Below are 16,720 nucleotides of genomic sequence, written 5' to 3'. Positions count from 1 at the left end.
ATTATAGAAAAAGGAGAAAAGTGTGAAAGCGATCTTGGTCTTGATGGACAGTCTGAATAGAAATTATTTGACATGTTATAACGATAAAAGTCAAGTTTTAAGTCCCAACATAAATGCTTTTTCAAAAGAGGCCTGTGTTTTTGATCGGCACTTTATAAGTTCAGCACCTTGTATGCCGGCAAGACACGATCTTTTGACGGGGCGTCCCGATTTTTTAGAAAGATGTTGGGGACCGGTAGAAGCATATGATATAACGATGCCGGATCTTTTAAAGAAGAATGGGATATTTTGCCACATTGTGACTGATCACTGTCATTATATGGATCGCGGAGGTGAAAATTATCTTCAAGAATACAGCACATGGGATTATATACGAGGGCAGGAATACGATCCGTGGATATCTACGGTTACCGCACCTTCCGTCGGCGAACACTATGGGAAGATTTTTACCCAATATGAAAGGAACCGCACAGCCTTTGTAAAAGAAACGGACTATCCCACGCCTCGGACATTTATGGCCGCTTGCGACTGGCTTGAAAAAAATAAAGATGAAGATAATTATTTTTTGCAAGTGGAAGTATTTGATCCTCATGAACCGTTTGAAACTCCTCAAAAATACCTTGACGCCTATAACGACACATACTCAGGTCCTCGCTTTAATTGTTCGTCATACGATGAAGTGACCGAACCTCCCGAGGCTATAGAACATCTTAAAAAACGATATTCGGCCTGCATTACAATGGCCGATCATTGGTTCGGTAAATTGATAACAAAACTGAAAGATTTGGGCATTTATGATGAAACCCTCATAATGTTGACGACGGATCACGGTCACTTACTGGGCGAACACGGCTTTACCGGAAAAAATTTTATGCACGGTTATAATCAGCTTTCCAACATACCTTTTATGATTAAAAAGCCTAAGGGAGAAGGTGCAAAGAGCCGCATAAATAATCTTTCACAGACAATAGATATTCCGGTAACGCTCCTTGATTATTTTAACGTACCGGCTCCCAAAACCATGCTTGGCACGTCTTTGCTTGGTCTTGAAAAAGCAAAAACAAGAAAGGAAATAATATACGGATGGTTCGGCGGAGCCGTAAATGTTTTTGACGGGAAACATACGTATTTTAAGGCTGCCGTGCGAGAAGATAACAGACCCTTATATAATTATTGTTCGATGCCGATGACGCTGCTGAAATTTATGGGACAGACGAAACGGGACGAAATAGAAATGGGGCGTTTCCTTGAATACACGGATTTTCCAGTTTATAAAATACCGGCTTATTTTCCCATAGGGCATTTTAAATCAACGAAATTTATCAGAGATTCTCTTCTGTTCGACTATGAAAACGATTGGGAGCAAAATTCCCCTTTAAAAGACGATAAGCTTGAAGTTGAAATGCAGAAAAAACTTATAAAATTGATGAAATGGGCAGGTGCGCCGGTCGATCAATATATCCGTTTGGGGTTACCCATAAAGGAGAATTCCTAACACAAACGTGTGCCGCGAAGGTTAAGCCTTATCGCCGGAACTTAGGCGGCGCATGCCGTACCGCCTAAGTTTGCGTATTTATTTCTTTTCGTTCAATTTTACCAATTCGTCCCTTATGGATTCGAGCAATACGATATTGGGATCGGGAGCGGCAGGCTTTGCTTCTTCTTTTGCTTTAAATTTGCTGAATATCTTAGTGAAGGTAAACACACAGGCGGCTATGATTAAAAAGTCAATGATGCTCTGAATGAATTTACCGTAACCGATAACGGCTTCGCCGTATTTAAATACCAGATCCTGAAAATTTATTCCGCCGATAATTATACCGATGATCGGCATAATGACGTCGTTTACTAAAGATGTAGTGATTTTTCCGAAGGCGGTACCTATCACGACGCCTAAAGATAAATCGATAATATTTCCTTTGCTGATGAATTTTTTAAAATCCGTAAGAGTGTTTTTAACGTTTGCGCCTATTTTTTGTGCTTCCATTTTTTCTCCTGTAGAGTCTATACGAAAATATGAATTTTAATTTACTACGTAAATTTTTAAAGATAAAAACCGCCGCATTTCGATGATTTTTCTTTTTCGCTATTCTATTGTTATTTTGATATTTTGCAAGGCTTTTTTCGGGTTAAATACCGAATTCTTTAAATTTATTTAAAAGCTCTTCGTCGTATTCGGGAATTGCGCCCTGATGCGCGCAGACATAATCCGCAAGGACGGATCCGAAGGCCAGTGCCTTCTGCAGGGGAGCGCCTTTAAGAATCATGTACAAAAAACCGGCGGACAAACTGTCTCCCGCGCCGACCGTATCTACGACGGTTATGTCTTTACAGTCCTGTCGGAAAATTTTTCCATCCTTCGTACAGCAAACCGAACCTTTTTTCCCGAGAGTTACTAAGATTATATCGAGCGGATACCGGCAAAAAAGTTCCGCTATCGTTTCATCGAAACTCTTTTTACCGATGTCTACGGCGTTTGCTATAACGTGAATTTCGTCATCATTAATTTTAAGGACTGTGGCGTGACGAAGCCCTTGATCGATTATTTTCTTGCTGTAAAAATTTTTACGGATATTTACGTCAAAAAATCTTACGGGGACGTCGAGAGTGTTCCATATTCGGCAGAGGGCTTTTCGGTTTTGTTCGCTGCGTTGTGCAAGAGTTCCGTAACATAAAACGTCGAACGGCCCTTTTAGCTCATCGGAAATTTTTATGTCGTCCCAAGCGCACGGCTCGTTAAAAGCGTAGTCGGCTATTCCGTCGACAAGAAAAACTTCAGCCTTTCCGGTAGGAAATTCGCTTATATGAATGTGGTCGGTCCCTATTCCGAATTTTTTAACGGCGTCCAACGCCGATCGTCCCAATTCGTCGTCTCCTACCGCGCTGACGATAGTTCCCGTTGCGCCGAGTTTTTGAAAATGCGCGGCCACGTTCAGAGGAGCGCCGCCGATTCTTGCCGAATCTTTGAATATGTCAAAAAGTATTTCTCCGAAACAGATAAATTTCATATTGTTTTACCATTATAACATAACCGTCTCTGTAAATCGACCGCATTGTTGCTGTGTTGTTGCGCTTATCTTCCGTGAACGACTACATGATCGCCGCCGTGTGTGCGTGCATATGCCTGAGCGTATATCATGTGCGTACGGCCGTTATTTGCGCATGCCCGTATTCAAAAAAATTTTTTTATGAGTATAATGAATCGGTACCGGAGGATTGAATGGACGATTTTAAGAATGTTTTTTCATTTGAAGGAAAGACGGCTTTAATTGTCGGCGGAGGGGGCATAGGGCTTCCCATCGCTCAGGCGCTTATGGAAAACGGCGCCGATATTATCCTTGCAGGCGCAAAGGAAAAAAAAGCTGAAAACCCTTTACCGGAGATTGCAAAAAAAAATCATAAAAAGTATTTTTTTGTAAAGGTTGATTTGCTTGACGCAAAAAGCTGCACAAATATGGCGGAAGAAGCCGCCTTAAAAACCGGACGTATCGATATTTTGGTAAACGCCGCAGGCGTAAATAAGCTTAAAAAGCGGAAGAATACGATGATGAAACTTGGGACTATGTTCTTGGAATAAATTTACGCGGATTGCATTTGGTAACTTCCGCCGTGGGAAAGCATATGATCGATCAGCGCTACGGAAGAATTCTTTCAGTGTCGTCGGTAAAATCTTTGATAGGGACGGATCAGGATTACATCGCATATTGTGCGTCAAAGGGCGCCGTAAACATGTATACGAAGCAGTTGGCGTGCGAATGGGGAAAATATGGAATAACGGTTAACGCTATCGCTCCCACTTTTACGCGGACTGCCATAAATTCTTTTCAGCTGGACGATCCCGTTTTTTATAAGAATTTGATAAACAGGATTCCTTTGGGTAGAATATGCACTACAAAGGATCTGGCCTATGCGGCCTTGTTTTTTTGCAGCGATGCGGTGGAATTTATTACGGGGCAGATCCTCTTTGTGGACGGCGGTTTGACTTCAAAACAGTGACAGTACTTAACCGATAGGTTTTCTTTCGAAGATCAGATTATTTATAGGAGAATTTATGATTATTTCAAAATTAATGCTGCAGCGCGGTGCGCTTAACGAAGCCGCAAAAGCTTTTGCAGAAATATTCCCCGGTAAAAAACCGTTGGTGATAGAAGACACGAACACGAAAAAAGTCGCAGGAGACTATGTCGTAAAAAACTTCGGCGGCTGCGATACGTATGTTTTTGACGGCTCCGAAGTTTATGCGGACGACAAACATGTGGACATTGTCCGCGATCTTCTTTTAAAAGACAGTGATTATATTGCCGTAGCCGTCGGCGCGGGTACAATAAATGATTTATGCAAAAGAGCTTCTTATGTTGCGGGAGAAAGACAATACATGTGCATTGCCACGGCCCCTTCCGTGGACGGTTTTACCAGCAACGGAGCTTCGATTACCGATAAGGGACTTAAAGTGACGCTTTCTTGTCCCGCTCCGCTGCTTGTTATTGCGGATCCCGACATTCTGTCCGATGCGCCCATGCCTATGATCGCGTCCGGTTACGGCGATCTTGCGGCAAAGGTGCCGGCCGGCGCCGACTGGTTTATAGCGGACATCCTCGGCATAGAAAAAATCGACCGCAAAGTGTGGGAAATGGTACAGCCTGCGCTCAAGGAAAAACTTTCCTCCCCGAAAGCTTTAAAATCCAGAGAACCTTCGGCGATAGGGGCGGTGTTTGACGGTCTTATTCATACCGGATTTGCGATGCAGGAATACTTTGATTCGAGACCTGCAAGCGGATACGATCACTTGCAAAGCCACGTCTGGGAAATGAATGACAGCTGCGAAGTCGACGGCAAGGCTGCTTCACACGGATTTAAAGTCGCCATAGGAACCCTTTCAAGCACCGCCTGCATGGAAGAGATTCTTAAGCTCTCAAAAGAAGACATAAAAAAGCAAGTTTCATCTTATGTCCCTCAGACATGGGATGAAAGACAGGCTTCGATAAGACAGGCGGTAAAAATTCCTTCGGTACAGGACAGGCAAATTGAAATTTGTTCAAAAAAATTTCTTGAAGGCGAAAAGCTTAAAAAGCGCCAGCAGGAGATAATTGAAAAATGGGATCTCATAAAAGAAAAAATAAAGGGACAGATCATTCCGTTTGTTGAACTGAAAAAAATGTTTTCGGAAGTGGATTGCCCCACTGAGCCTGTGATGATCGGACTTTCCAACGAAGATCACATTTACGGAATGCGCGTGGCGCAGATGATGCGGAACAGGTACACCGTGTGCGATCTTCTCTATGAAACCGGACTTTTGGATAAATTCATATCGATAGTCACAAATCCTGCGAACGGCTATTTTTCTTCTTGGAGATGATTAAAGCGCCGGTTAATGAGGAATTGATGGCGTCATGCAGGAGCACATCCAAAAGGGTATAGACGATCTTAGCGCCGCCTTGAACGTTTCAAAAAAAGAACAGATCTAAAGCGGCGAAGTTTGCGTAGCGGACGGAGGATCTGCACATTCAAGCGGCGGGTCTTATATCTTTAAATTTCGAGCGCATGCGCTATAAAAAAGACCCGGACAATTCCGGGTCTTCAGTTTATTTGCTTATTCTAGCCCAAAGGGTGTTCCATTTATCGAGCATTTCGGTTTTGCCGTCGGTTACTTTTTTTACGGGGCGGTTTACCCATTTTATATCGGAAGAAGCCTTAAGCCATGCGCCTGAAGGAATCTTGTAGTTGCGGTTTGTAAGGCGTAAGGTGCCTTCCATGTATTTTGCAACTGCGGTTTGTCCTTCCGCCGAGCAGATAAAATCCGCAAAGGCTTTGGCAGCCGCCATGTGAGGCGCGTTTTTAATGACCGCAACACCGTATGCGGCGGCGGAAGTTCCTTCGTCGGGGTATTGAACGCGGATGTTTTTAGCTCCGTTTTGTAAAAGTTTTACGGCACCGTCTTCGTATGTAAGACCGACGACGTATTCTCCGTCATGTACGGAATTGAAGCATACTGACGATGATTTTACGACGATTAAGTTGGCCATAAGTTTTTCCATATAGTTCCATGCTTCCGGAGTGTCATAGCCGAATACGGAAAAAATATTGCATAAGTTATTCCATGCGGCGGAAGAGCTGTTCGGGTTGGAAAGGACTATCTTTCCTTTGAGTCTCGGGTCAAGAAGGTCCGCATAAGAAGTGATCTTCATACCGAGTTTTGCTTCCAATTCGGTGTTAACGCAAAAACACACGGTTGAAAGGTGATCCATAGAATAAAATCCGTTCGGGGTAGAATAACCTTCCATCGCATATTTTGTTTCATCGGAAACCCAGTGCTCGAAAAGATCCGAATATCTGTCTCCGTCGGAATCGCACAGCCCGCCCCAAGTAACGTCTCCCTGAGGATTATTGGCTTCGGCCTTGATCCTTGCAACAAATTCACCTGCGGCTCCGCTCACAACTTCGACATTGATGTTGGGATACTTTTCATTAAAACATGAAAGAAGAGCTTCAAGATCGAATTCCGTCATTGAAGAATAAAGAACGAGCTTTGTCCCAAGCCCTGAAGAATCCTTCTGTGAAGAAGTATCTTTGTCACCCGCGGCGAAAACAAGCGCACCCGCAAAGAATAATGTCAATATGACAGTTAATAATTTTTTCATCTTATAAACCTCCTATGATGAAAATTAATTTAAACCAAAACTATTACTTATCTGCCGATGGGCAAAAAGCCGTAGCCCCAGCTGTAATTCAATCAATCAAAAACGACCGCGCGGTGATTCTCCTGACAAAGCTGTGCCGCTTTGTCAGGCCGGCGCTCGACTCGATTTGATCCCTGATTCGGCGCAACTTGATCGATTCAATTCAATCGATCAGAGGTTTACGTCTTCCGACTTGCTTATAGCAAGATAGAACATCAGCGAAATACCTGTTATGACCGTAAGTATGGCTGCAAACGCCGAAGCCAATCCGTAGTTGCCCCGTTCTATAGCTACGTACGAAGACATAGTAAGGGTGATCGTTTTATTGTTGTACAGGATGATGGCGGAACTCACTTCCGTCACTATGGAAACCCAGCTTAATATAGCGCCTGCGAGTATTCCGTTTGACATCATGGGCACGGTTACCTTAAAAAAGGTCTTCATTTTGCTTGCGCCCAAACTTATCGCGGCGTCTTCTATAGACATAGGAATCTGCATTAGGTTTGCAGTAGCGGAACGGATAGTGTAGGGCATCCTTCGTACTACCAAAGAGATTATCATTATGGCAAGAGTTCCCGTAAGCGCAAAAGGCTTTTTCCCGAACGCAAGCAGCATGGCGATACCTATGACGGAGCCGGGCATAATATACGGCATCATGGAAATGGTGTCGATCGTGTTATTGATAAAGTTGCCGCGTCTTACCACCAAGTATGCGATGATAATGGCGAGCAGGATTATTATCGCTAAAGAGCCCACGCCGAGAATCGTAGTATTCTGTATGGAACGCACCAAAAGCCTTTTTACCGCCTGTTGGTAATTTCCCATCGAAAATCCCGGAAGAAAAACGGAACCTTTGCTGTTTCTAAAAGAAAGATAGATTATAAACGCCTGAGGCAGAACTGCAAGAAAAATGATTATGTAGCTGTAAAGATACATAAAAAAGCCTGCGATGCCCTTAGGATCTTTTTTATCTACCGAATGAAGCGCGTTTATGGAAAATCTGAATTTATTTGTAGTCCATTTTTGAACGAAGAATACCAAGGCCGTAACTCCGATCGCAATGATGGACATAGCGGCTGCAAAGTTGTAATCCTGGCCGTTTTCGCCCAAATACTGATCGTAGATCAAAACGGGCATGGTCTCATAGCCTTCGCCGATGATCTGCGGAGTTCCGAAATCCGCAAAAGCTCTCATAAAAACGATAAGAGCTGCTGCAAGAACCGTAGGCATTGAAAGAGCTATTACGATTTTTCGGAATCGTGAAAATCCCGTACAGCCCATGTTTGCGGACGCTTCCAAAAGAGAATTATCGATGTTTTTAAAAGCCCCGTTCATGTAAATAAATACGAGAGGAAAAAGTTTTAAAGACTGAGCAAGCACTATTCCTTTAAATCCGTAAATGGAGCCTATGTCGATTCCTATGTTCCTCAAAAAACTTGTTATGACTCCGCCGCGTCCCAAAAGCATTACCCACGCATAAGCTCCGAGAAACGGTGCCGACATACAGCAAAGAATGCTTGTGACAAAGAGAACTTTTGCGCCTTTAAGTTTGTAAAAAGAGTAAAAATACGAAAGCGGAATGCCGATCAGCAACGAGACGAATGCGATCACTATCGAGCTGTGAAAACTGTGCCAGATCGTGATCATATAGTACGGCGTACTAAAGAATTTCGTAAAATACGAAAAGGTATATCCTCCCTGGGGATTTCTTATAGATTCTTTTAGAAGTCCGTACAAGGGATAAACAAGATAAAGACCGAATACGCAAAGGATGCCTATGGACAGCAGCGTCCAAATTTCCATTTTTTTGTGTTTAACAGTTCCGATATTTTTTGTGTTAGCCATATGCCTTTCCTTATAAAACGGCATGCAAGGAAATTTTGACTTCCTATAATGCCGTTTTCGTGCGCACATTGCGCGCTGTTTAATTCCTTATTGGTTTTCCAGATCGTTATTAACGCCTTGAAGAATGTTTTTGCTGCCGTCTTCGTTAAAAAGATTTACTTTTTGAGTGTTGACGGAGAGTTTTATTTCCGTTCCTGGCTCAATGGTTGAATCAATTGTGGATTCTTGGATTATCACGACTTCTTCGCCTGTGGAAAGATGTACAAAGTAATGAGTGTTAAGGCCAAGGAACACACAGTCGTCTACGGTTCCTTTTATCCCGTAAGCGCTGTTGTCGGATGTGAGAAGCAATTCTTCAGGCCGTGCGGAAATAATGATATTTTGCTCGCGCTTTTCTTTTGGATCTATGTTTTTCATTTCAGCCTTGTATCCGCACTTGGTGACAAAATACGCTTTATCGTTTTCGATTTCAAGCTTTCCGTTTAAAAGATTCGACCGTCCTATGAACGTTGCAACAAATATATTTGCAGGCCGCTGATAAAGATCTTTCGGTTTTCCTATGTGCTGGATGACTCCGTTATTCATTACGGCTATCCTGTCGGAAACGGCCATGGCTTCTTCCTGATCGTGGGTGACGTAGACCGTCGTAATTCCCACGCTGCGCTGGATGTTTTTGATTACCGTCCGCATTTCTATGCGCAGCTTTGCGTCCAAGTTTGAAAGAGGTTCGTCCATCAAAAGCACGTCGGGTTCTATGCAGAGGGCGCGCGCAAGAGCGACTCTCTGCTGCTGACCGCCTGAAAGCCGTTCGGGCATTCTGTCGGCAAGTTGATCTATCTGCATGAGTTTCATGAATTTTTGCGCTTGGGACGGAATTTGTTGTTTTGTAAACTGGGGCTTATTCGTAAGGCCGAATTCGACGTTTTTACGCACCGTAAGGTGAGGGAAAATCGCGTAGTTTTGAAAGACCATTCCGATATTCCTTTTGCCCGGATCCATATCGTTTATTCTTTTATCGTTAAAATAAAAGTCTCCGCCTTCGATGGAATTAAAACCTGCGATCATTCTTAAAAGAGTCGTCTTGCCGCATCCGGACGGGCCGAGCAGTGTAAAAAACTCTCCTTGCCGTATCTTCAAGTCGAGATTTTTTATTATAACGGCGTCTCCGTATTTTTTTACCGCGTCTTTGATAGTAATAGCTACGCTCATTCTTTACCTCTTATTTTAGTGTTTTATAATTCCGTAAAATCTATGGAAGATAAATTTGTAGGGAATACGATCTGCTCGTATTCCGGCTTGCGATACTTTAATTATTTGAACTGATATCGTTTAAGTATATAAGCTTAAAAAACCTTACGTCAAGTAAATTTTTAACAGAGGCGGCAATAAATGGTGTGATGTAATCGCATTTCAATTAATCCTCATAATGCCCACGGCAGGAGAGAATTTCTAAAGTATTTTTGCTCACTCGATACACAAGCCTGTTCACTTCATCAATACGGCGACTCCAAAACCCGCTCAAGTCGCCCTTTAGGGGTTCAGGTTTTCCTATACCGTCAAATTTTCTACGTTCAATATCTTTAACCAGCATATTGATACGCTTTATTGTTTTCTTATCTTGTGTTTGCCAATACACATAATCTTCCCATGCTTCATCAAACCATATTTTTTTCATTCGCCCGCCTTGATAAGCTCATGTTCTACCCCTTTTCCGGCGTTCAGAGCTTCAATGCCGCGGCGTAAGTGAGCCATGTTGCTTTCGCTGTAGAACGGATCTGTTGATATTTCAAACGGTATTTTTTGTTTTCTAACCGCTGTTTTTGCAAACACGCAAAATGCTGTTGTCATGGTCATTCCAATATCGGAACAAAAGGCTTCAAACTGTTTTTTTAAGTCCTCGTCCATACGAATATTTATGTTTGTCTGTGCCATAGTAGTAACTCCTTTTTGTTACTGTAAATAAATATATTGACATTGTCAATATATTGCGTTTTTTTTAGCGCGGCATAAACTTTTTCAAAAAAATAATACGGTATCGTATTCCGGCGCGCGCCTGTTTATCGGCGAACATAGCGCAGATTTTGACACATGAAGCCCGCCCCGATTGGAAAGGCTATAAAATATATTCGATATGGCTAAAAGCACAAGAGGGGGCTTGCGTCGGTTATCCGCAATACGCACTAAAGAAGGACGATAAAATAAGATTATCTACGCAAGAAGAAACAATAGCTATTATGGAATCGGACATACCCAATACAGACAATTAACTCACTGGAGCCTCGATGTTTGCCATAGCGCGATTTTTTTAATATTTATGTATTAACTTTGCGCTTGCAGGTTTTTTTTATTTTTCCATAAAAACAGAAACCGCCCTTTCAAACGGCCGTCGCCCCTGTCATTCAATCATCAATTTTATATTTTGAACTACGGAATCAATTTCTTCATCTGCTGCTTTTTCTATGAAATCGCAATTTCTCTGTTTCCAATTAAGGTTTTTTATCTGATCGCTTAATATGCATCCGTTTATAGAATGTTGATTCAACACGATCTCAAAAGGATACCCCTTTATACGGCTCGTAATCGGACAGAATAAAGCAAGTCCGATTTTTTGATTATAGCTTTTATGAGAAATACAAATTGCAGGACGGCGGCCTTTCTGCTCATGTCCTGTTTGAGGATCAAAATCAAGCCAGACCAGATCTCCTTTTTCAGGAACATAATTTGAATTTACCATGCTTCTTTACCAACGGCATATCCGGTAGAAACTTCCGAATGTATATTCTCTTCATTTACCAGAGCCAGCATATCATCAAGAGATTTTTTCTGCGGAAGAATAACGATCTTTCCTTTTTCTATAATCACTTCAACTTTACTGCCGTTTTTTATATCATTATCTTTAGCCCAAAGCGAAGGAATTCTGAAACCTAAACTGTTACCCCATTTATGAACTATAGTCTGCACACGATACTCCTTGGCAATCAGTATATACAATATATATACCGGTTGTCAAGGATACGCATTTGGGTTAGATTTTTATGTGAGGAAATATGGTATACGTATTAATCTGTATTATTTATAACTAAGTATGTAATTATAATAAATAATGATAAAAAGCGCCGTCTGAAATATCGCTGGCGTTTTTTATGCCGAATTTGCTTTGCGGCAAACATAGCTTTATAGGAGAAAAATATGCCCAGACCTAAAACCAAATCCGATTTAATTTTGGCGGCGAACGCGCAATTTGCAAAGCTGTGGGAACTGGTCGGCGGAATGGCCGAAGAAGAAAAAGCCGCCGATATCTTTCCGAATGAGCGCGATAAAAACGTGCGCGACGTTTTGGTGCACCTCTATGAATGGCACTGCCTTTTACTCAATTGGATAAAGTCGAATACGAGCGGGAAATCCGCCGCATTTTTGCCCGAGCCTTATAATTGGAAAACCTATCCTGCGATGAACATCGGGTTTTGGAAAAAGCATCGGGGAACGCCGTATGCCGACGCGGAACAAATGCTAAAAAAGACGCATAAAGACGTCATGTCGCTTATCGAAACGTTTTCAGATGACAAACTTTTTTCAAAGGGCGCCTTCGATTGGACGGGCACGACGACGCTCGGCAGCTACTGTGTTTCCGCAACGTCTAGCCATTACGATTGGGCGATAAAGTGCTTAAAAAAAGCGCTGAAAAAAACACAGAGAAACGTAAACCGCTCGGCAGCGCATAATAATTAATCTGTGCCGTAGATCTTTTTCCGTTCACAACGACTTTCCGCAAAATGGCGTTTATTCTTTTGATAACCGCGGAGGCTTGACTTACACCGAACTTCAACTTGTATAATAAAAACGTAAAATGTGTTCTGCGCCGTTTTGTTCAGCGGCGTGGCTTAAGAAAAGCGGAGTAGCGGTAAAGTGATAAAAAAACATCGCTCTGAGAATAATTGATGGGAAAACGGCTGCCGCATTCCGTAGAACCGTATTTGGAAAAATTGGAATGGTTTGCGGAACATGATTCGCATCCTGTTGTTCGTATTCACACGAGAGGCGCCATCCGTATAACGAAACAGACATTGGAGGACACTGAGCATGCCGCAGATGAATAAGGGCGGAAAATATATTTTCGGTTGGATTCAAATACGCGAGCATGGAGAAATAACTTTTTCGGCACAGGCAATAGAAGAATATAAGCTGCAAAAGGAACGATATGTTTATATCGTTTCAGGCAGCAAGCAAACGGGCGGATTTTGTGTGATGAGCGAACCGCTCCTTTCCCGCTCAAAGCTAAATCACATCCTAAAAGAAAACCCCTGTTTGGCGGATAGAAGTTTGAAAGAAGGAGAGCTGATTTCATATAAGGGGAGAAATCGAAGTTTTTTAACAGGAAGGCGCTCGTTCATAGAATGTTTGAAGATATTTTTCTGCATAAAAAAGTAATTCCCGAAAAGCTTGCGGCATACGGTTTTAAAAAAGAAGACTCTGCACACAAGTACAGGGTCGATATTCTGAACGGAGAATTTCAGCTGGAAGTTGCTGTCGGTAAAGGAGCCGTTCCCGATACGAGGCTGACCGAATATGTCACAGAAGAGGAATATGTGCTCTATAAAATGGATATCGCCGGTACGTTTGTGGGCGAGGTCAGAGCGGCCGTTGCATATGTCCTTCAAAATATTGCCGACAAATGCTATGAAACGGCGATTTTTAAAGCTGAGCAGACTGTCAAACTCATTGACTATGTCCGCAAAAAATACGGTGATGATCCGGAATATTTATGGGAAAAATTCCCTGCCAATGCGGTATGGAGACGAAAAGATAATCAAAAATGGTATGGAGCCCTGTTGACAGTATCTAAACGCAAACTTGGTATTGAGTCCGATGAAACGGCCGAGATCATCGATCTTAGAAGCAAACCGGCGGCATTGGAAAAACTGATTGATGGCGAACGCTATTTTCCCGGCTGGCACATGAATAAAAAGCATTGGTATACCGTCGTTTTGAACGGTTCCGTTCCTATGGAAGAAATTTGTCATAGAATAGATAAAAGCTATTTACTGGCAAAGTGAATAAAATTCGAGCAGCCGAAATAGTTTTTATCGCTTTTGTTGCGGCGGCAACAGCATTTGTTGTTAGCTTATGCTAACTTTTAGCAATGCCGATACTTCCGAACTATAAAACAGACGAACATATTCCTCGCCGCGAATCTCCCGTTTTATTCGGTCTTTTTTTGTTCGCTTTGCCGATCATCGCAATGATCGTAAGCTTATCTATCGGAAGATATTCCGTTCCGGCGAGCGACACGGTTCGAGCCGTAGTTCAACTTCTTGTCAATAAAAGCGTAGCGCTGGCGAAGGATGATGTCGAAGCGCAAATTATTATCGGCATCAGGCTTCCCCGCATTCTCTTGGGGCTTTTGTGCGGCTGTGCGCTGGCAACGGCCGGAGCTGGTCTGCAGGCGCTATTGTCGAATCCGCTGGTTTCCCCCGACACTCTGGGGATAGCTTCGGGAGCGAGCTTCGGCGCTGCTCTGGCCCTGCTTTTGGATCAGCGATTGCTCATAGTGCAGTTGAGCGCACTGACGTTCGGTCTTCTGGCTTTGTATCTTACGTATCAAGCGGGAAAAATGAAGAGGCAGCACTCCATGGTTATGCTGGTGCTGTCCGGCGTCATGGTGTCCGCGCTGTTTCAGGCAATGGTTTCTTTGATTAAGTATACGGCGGACTCGGAAGAAAAACTGCCTACGATTACCTATTGGCTATTGGGCAGTCTGAATAACGCAACATGGAAGGGCTTGGCCGTAGGCGCTCCGATTATTTTTGCGGGAACGCTGATTTTAATTCTTGCGCGCTGGAAGTGCAATGTGCTGACCTTATCCGAAGACGAAGCTAAATCCATGGGCGTCAATCTGCGCAAAATACGGCTGCTGATTATCATCGCATCGGCGGCGATAATCGCATCCAGCGTTTCCATGTGCGGGCAGATCGGCTGGGTAGGCTTGGTGGTGCCGCACATATGCCGCATGCTGTTCGGAAGCGACAATCAGAGAGTTATTCCCGCAAGCGCCAGTATCGGCGCGGTGTTTATGCTGCTTCTGGATACTGTTGCCCGGAGCGCAACTCAGTCCGAAATACCTCTTTCCGTTCTTACGGCCATAGTGGGCGCGCCTTTTTTTATCATCCTGCTCAAACGGACAGGAGGCGGCTGGAATTGAAATTTGAAGTCCGCAGCGGAACCTTTTCGTTTAAAGGCGTAGCTCCGATTTTACAAAACATAAACTTTTCTATAGAAAGCCGCTGCGTGCTGTCAATCCTCGGCCCCAACGGAGTCGGGAAAACGACCCTGCTGCGCTGTATGATGGGCATGCTCCCGTGGCAGTCAGGCGGTAGTTACGTCGACAGCCAAAATATTGCGGAGATTTCCGAGCGGGAGCTTTGGCGGCAGATTGCATACGTTCCGCAAGCAAAATACATGCCCTTTGCCTTTACCGTAGAAGAAATGATTTTATTGGGACGCAGCGTTCACACGGGATTATTCGGTACGCCCGGAGAAAAAGACCGGCAATTTTGTGAAGAAGCGATGGCCGCCGTGGGAATTACGCATTTGAGAACCAAACACTGCAACCGTTTAAGCGGCGGAGAACTGCAGATGGTGCTTATCGCCCGTGCGCTGTGCAGCCGGCCTAAGATGCTGGTGTTGGACGAACCCGAATCGAATCTGGATTTTAGGAACCAGCTTATTATTTTGGAAACCGTCCGCCGCTTGTCAAAAGAGGACGGATTATGCTGTGTCTTTAACACCCATTATCCCGCGCACGCCCTGCGGATATCCGACCTGTCGCTGGTTCTGTCACGCGACGGCGAAAGCTTATTCGGCCCATCGGATGAAGTCATCACTTCAAAGACGATGGAGGACATTTTTAGGGTTCACGTGGATATTTTACAGGCTTCCTATTTGGGAGTGAATTATCATGCGGTAACGGCAGTCTCTTTATTGTGACTGAAATATATAACAGCAAGGAGTGTGGAATATGAAAAAAATATTTGCAGCTATATTATTTTTTTCTGTGGTATTGGGCGGAATGTACGCATCCGGCCAAAAAGATGAATCGGCTAAAGCGGCCGAGAATAAGGTGAGTGTCGAAACAGGCACTCACACGGTTGTGGATTTTAAAGGAAATTCGGTTGAAGTTCCCAATAAAATTGAGCGAATAGTCGTTTTAGGGCCATTGCCCGCGCCGACCGTTTTGACGGTTTTCCAGCAAGGCAAGACGAGCAACATAGTCGGAGTTTCTCCGGATTCCGTCAACGGGGCCAAGCACAGCATATTTTCAAAGTATGCGCCGAATTTTCAGAATATTTCGTATTCGTTTTATAACGGCGGAAAAGTGAATTTGGAAGAGCTGGTAAAGCTTAAACCCGATGTCGTTTTTTATATGGATGCGGCGGTTGCCGATCCGCTTCGCCAAGCGGGCATTGCGGCGGTAGCTTTAGTACACCCCGCAACAGGAGGAGATGCAAGTCCGCTTTTAACTTTAAAGTCGTGGATGGATACGATGTCTCAAGTGCTTCAGACAAAAAGCCCCGCAGAGGAAATTATCGCCTACGGTGAAAACGTAGAAAAAGAAATTAAGGCTCGCATCGCCGCAAATCCTCTTTCCGAACAAAAGAAAATATTGTTCATAAGCAACTATACCGACAGCGTGTTGGCGGCTATGGGTAAAAAATCGTTCGGTCAGTATTGGGCAACATTGGTAGGCGGAATAAATTTGGGCGGCACTGCGGCTAAAGGCGCGCTGAATATGGAACAGGTATACAGCTGGCAGCCCGATCAGATTTTTATCCTAACCTTTTCCGATAAAACGCCCGACGATCTTTACAACAACACGGCCGCGCCCGGACATGACTGGAGCGGAATAAACGCCGTAAAAAACCGGCAGGTATTTAAATTCCCGTTTGGCATGCACCGCTGGTGTCCGCCAACTACGGATACGCCGCTTGCGATGTGGTGGGTTGCAAAAAACGCCCGCCCCGATCTTTTCGGCGACATAGACATGAATCAAAAAATCAAAGAGTATTATAAACGGTTTTACGGAATGAATCTTTCCGACGAAGACGTGGACTGGATTTTGCATCCCCGCGCGGCGTCAAAGAGGCAGTATTTTTAATTACAAGGACGTCCGGAAATTTTTCTTATAACCTGCGGGTTAGGCT

19 protein-coding genes and 1 pseudogene are annotated in these 16,720 nt (G+C 43.8%); 11 read left to right on the top strand and 9 right to left on the bottom strand.

The genetic code is table 11. The features are described from left to right. Positions 1-22 precede the first annotated feature (22 nt). Positions 23-1,495, top strand: a complete 1,473-nt coding sequence (locus HRI96_RS10635) for a sulfatase (protein WP_210117328.1) — start codon at positions 23-25, stop codon at positions 1,493-1,495. A 78-nt stretch (positions 1,496-1,573) separates the two neighbouring features. On the opposite strand, the gene mscL is transcribed toward HRI96_RS10635, so the two are convergent. After that, complete coding sequence (gene mscL / locus HRI96_RS10630) at positions 1,574-1,987, bottom strand: large conductance mechanosensitive channel protein MscL (protein WP_210117327.1); 414 nt, start codon at positions 1,985-1,987, stop codon at positions 1,574-1,576. 142 nt (positions 1,988-2,129) lie between these two features. Continuing rightward, positions 2,130-3,008 carry a PfkB family carbohydrate kinase gene (locus HRI96_RS10625; protein ID WP_210117326.1) on the bottom strand — a complete coding sequence of 293 codons (879 nt, stop codon included), beginning with the start codon at positions 3,006-3,008 and terminating at the stop codon, positions 2,130-2,132. 248 nt (positions 3,009-3,256) lie between these two features. Here HRI96_RS10625 and HRI96_RS11930 point away from each other — a divergent pair. Next, positions 3,257-3,996: pseudogene (locus HRI96_RS11930) on the top strand (SDR family NAD(P)-dependent oxidoreductase); the annotation flags it as partial. A 55-nt stretch (positions 3,997-4,051) separates the two neighbouring features. Next, positions 4,052-5,356, top strand: coding sequence for a sn-glycerol-1-phosphate dehydrogenase (locus tag HRI96_RS10610; protein ID WP_210117324.1), 1,305 nt, complete (start codon positions 4,052-4,054; stop codon positions 5,354-5,356). Between the two features lie 226 nt (positions 5,357-5,582). Here the strand turns inward: HRI96_RS10610 and HRI96_RS10605 are convergent, their stop codons facing one another. Beyond that, positions 5,583-6,638 carry an extracellular solute-binding protein gene (locus tag HRI96_RS10605; RefSeq protein ID WP_210117323.1) on the bottom strand — a complete coding sequence of 352 codons (1,056 nt, stop codon included), beginning with the start codon at positions 6,636-6,638 and terminating at the stop codon, positions 5,583-5,585. Positions 6,639-6,652: 14 nt separating this feature from the next. Between HRI96_RS10605 and HRI96_RS10600 the strand changes: the two genes are divergently transcribed. Beyond that, positions 6,653-6,808, top strand: coding sequence for a hypothetical protein (locus tag HRI96_RS10600; RefSeq protein WP_210117322.1), 156 nt, complete (start codon positions 6,653-6,655; stop codon positions 6,806-6,808). A 40-nt stretch (positions 6,809-6,848) separates the two neighbouring features. On the opposite strand, the gene HRI96_RS10595 is transcribed toward HRI96_RS10600, so the two are convergent. The 6 genes from HRI96_RS10595 to HRI96_RS10570 form a co-directional block, all read right to left on the bottom strand. Continuing rightward, the gene (locus HRI96_RS10595) at positions 6,849-8,522 is read right to left on the bottom strand and encodes an ABC transporter permease (RefSeq protein WP_210117321.1); all 1,674 of its coding nucleotides are present in this window, start codon (positions 8,520-8,522) and stop codon (positions 6,849-6,851) included. 87 nt (positions 8,523-8,609) lie between these two features. Beyond that, positions 8,610-9,731, bottom strand: coding sequence for an ABC transporter ATP-binding protein (locus HRI96_RS10590; protein WP_210117320.1), 1,122 nt, complete (start codon positions 9,729-9,731; stop codon positions 8,610-8,612). 205 nt (positions 9,732-9,936) lie between these two features. Beyond that, positions 9,937-10,197, bottom strand: a complete 261-nt coding sequence (locus HRI96_RS10585) for a Txe/YoeB family addiction module toxin (protein ID WP_210117319.1) — start codon at positions 10,195-10,197, stop codon at positions 9,937-9,939. Further along, positions 10,194-10,454, bottom strand: coding sequence for a type II toxin-antitoxin system RelB/DinJ family antitoxin (locus HRI96_RS10580; protein ID WP_210117318.1), 261 nt, complete (start codon positions 10,452-10,454; stop codon positions 10,194-10,196). Before HRI96_RS10580 ends, HRI96_RS10585 begins: the two co-directional genes overlap by 4 nt. Positions 10,455-10,917: 463 nt before the next feature. Beyond that, positions 10,918-11,256 (bottom strand): endoribonuclease MazF, encoded by a 339-nt coding sequence (gene mazF / locus HRI96_RS10575; RefSeq protein ID WP_210117317.1) that lies wholly within the window; start codon positions 11,254-11,256, stop codon positions 10,918-10,920. Further along, positions 11,250-11,483 carry an AbrB/MazE/SpoVT family DNA-binding domain-containing protein gene (locus HRI96_RS10570; protein ID WP_210117316.1) on the bottom strand — a complete coding sequence of 78 codons (234 nt, stop codon included), beginning with the start codon at positions 11,481-11,483 and terminating at the stop codon, positions 11,250-11,252. The genes mazF and HRI96_RS10570 overlap by 7 nt, the downstream gene beginning before the upstream one ends. Positions 11,484-11,711: 228 nt before the next feature. On the opposite strand from HRI96_RS10570, the gene HRI96_RS10565 reads away from it, so the two are divergent. From HRI96_RS10565 to HRI96_RS10535, 7 genes are all read left to right on the top strand, one after another. Beyond that, positions 11,712-12,251, top strand: coding sequence for a ClbS/DfsB family four-helix bundle protein (locus tag HRI96_RS10565; RefSeq protein ID WP_210117315.1), 540 nt, complete (start codon positions 11,712-11,714; stop codon positions 12,249-12,251). 209 nt (positions 12,252-12,460) lie between these two features. Then, complete coding sequence (locus tag HRI96_RS10560; RefSeq protein WP_256729228.1) at positions 12,461-12,619, top strand: hypothetical protein; 159 nt, start codon at positions 12,461-12,463, stop codon at positions 12,617-12,619. Further along, complete coding sequence (locus HRI96_RS10555) at positions 12,603-12,950, top strand: hypothetical protein (RefSeq protein WP_256729227.1); 348 nt, start codon at positions 12,603-12,605, stop codon at positions 12,948-12,950. The genes HRI96_RS10560 and HRI96_RS10555 overlap by 17 nt, the downstream gene beginning before the upstream one ends. Beyond that, positions 12,917-13,576 carry an MmcQ/YjbR family DNA-binding protein gene (locus HRI96_RS10550; protein WP_210117314.1) on the top strand — a complete coding sequence of 220 codons (660 nt, stop codon included), beginning with the start codon at positions 12,917-12,919 and terminating at the stop codon, positions 13,574-13,576. The genes HRI96_RS10555 and HRI96_RS10550 overlap by 34 nt, the downstream gene beginning before the upstream one ends. A gap of 86 nt (positions 13,577-13,662) precedes the next feature. After that, positions 13,663-14,721: a FecCD family ABC transporter permease gene (locus tag HRI96_RS10545; protein ID WP_210117313.1), complete on the top strand. Its 1,059-nt coding sequence runs from the start codon at positions 13,663-13,665 to the stop codon at positions 14,719-14,721. Continuing rightward, the gene (locus HRI96_RS10540) at positions 14,718-15,506 is read left to right on the top strand and encodes an ABC transporter ATP-binding protein (protein WP_210117312.1); all 789 of its coding nucleotides are present in this window, start codon (positions 14,718-14,720) and stop codon (positions 15,504-15,506) included. Before HRI96_RS10545 ends, HRI96_RS10540 begins: the two co-directional genes overlap by 4 nt. A gap of 31 nt (positions 15,507-15,537) precedes the next feature. After that, entirely contained in the window at positions 15,538-16,674 is a 1,137-nt protein-coding gene (locus HRI96_RS10535) for an ABC transporter substrate-binding protein (RefSeq protein WP_210117311.1), read from the top strand. Positions 16,675-16,720 lie beyond the last annotated feature (46 nt).

Origin of the sequence: Treponema parvum, from assembly GCF_017893945.1 — a bacterium.
GTDB classification, from domain to species: Bacteria; Spirochaetota; Spirochaetia; order Treponematales; family Treponemataceae; genus Treponema_D; species Treponema_D parvum_A.
Note: the sequence above shows the minus strand (reverse complement) of the source record. Positions and strands in the feature narration are given on the sequence as shown.

Bases quoted from the DNA above. Each gene is read 5' to 3' on its own strand.
- mscL (WP_210117327.1), bottom strand. From the start codon at position 1,987: ATGGAAGCACAAAAAATAGGCGCAAACGTTAAAAACACTCTTACGGAT.
- HRI96_RS10625 (WP_210117326.1), bottom strand. From the start codon at position 3,008: ATGAAATTTATCTGTTTCGGAGAAATACTTTTTGACATATTCAAAGAT.
- HRI96_RS10610 (WP_210117324.1), top strand. From the start codon at position 4,052: ATGATTATTTCAAAATTAATGCTGCAGCGCGGTGCGCTTAACGAAGCC.
- HRI96_RS10605 (WP_210117323.1), bottom strand. From the start codon at position 6,638: ATGAAAAAATTATTAACTGTCATATTGACATTATTCTTTGCGGGTGCG.
- HRI96_RS10600 (WP_210117322.1), top strand. From the start codon at position 6,653: ATGATGAAAATTAATTTAAACCAAAACTATTACTTATCTGCCGATGGG.
- HRI96_RS10595 (WP_210117321.1), bottom strand. From the start codon at position 8,522: ATGGCTAACACAAAAAATATCGGAACTGTTAAACACAAAAAAATGGAA.
- HRI96_RS10590 (WP_210117320.1), bottom strand. From the start codon at position 9,731: ATGAGCGTAGCTATTACTATCAAAGACGCGGTAAAAAAATACGGAGAC.
- HRI96_RS10585 (WP_210117319.1), bottom strand. From the start codon at position 10,197: ATGAAAAAAATATGGTTTGATGAAGCATGGGAAGATTATGTGTATTGG.
- HRI96_RS10580 (WP_210117318.1), bottom strand. From the start codon at position 10,454: ATGGCACAGACAAACATAAATATTCGTATGGACGAGGACTTAAAAAAA.
- mazF (WP_210117317.1), bottom strand. From the start codon at position 11,256: ATGGTAAATTCAAATTATGTTCCTGAAAAAGGAGATCTGGTCTGGCTT.
- HRI96_RS10565 (WP_210117315.1), top strand. From the start codon at position 11,712: ATGCCCAGACCTAAAACCAAATCCGATTTAATTTTGGCGGCGAACGCG.
- HRI96_RS10560 (WP_256729228.1), top strand. From the start codon at position 12,461: ATGGGAAAACGGCTGCCGCATTCCGTAGAACCGTATTTGGAAAAATTG.
- HRI96_RS10555 (WP_256729227.1), top strand. From the start codon at position 12,603: ATGCCGCAGATGAATAAGGGCGGAAAATATATTTTCGGTTGGATTCAA.
- HRI96_RS10550 (WP_210117314.1), top strand. From the start codon at position 12,917: ATGTTTGAAGATATTTTTCTGCATAAAAAAGTAATTCCCGAAAAGCTT.
- HRI96_RS10545 (WP_210117313.1), top strand. From the start codon at position 13,663: ATGCCGATACTTCCGAACTATAAAACAGACGAACATATTCCTCGCCGC.
- HRI96_RS10535 (WP_210117311.1), top strand. From the start codon at position 15,538: ATGAAAAAAATATTTGCAGCTATATTATTTTTTTCTGTGGTATTGGGC.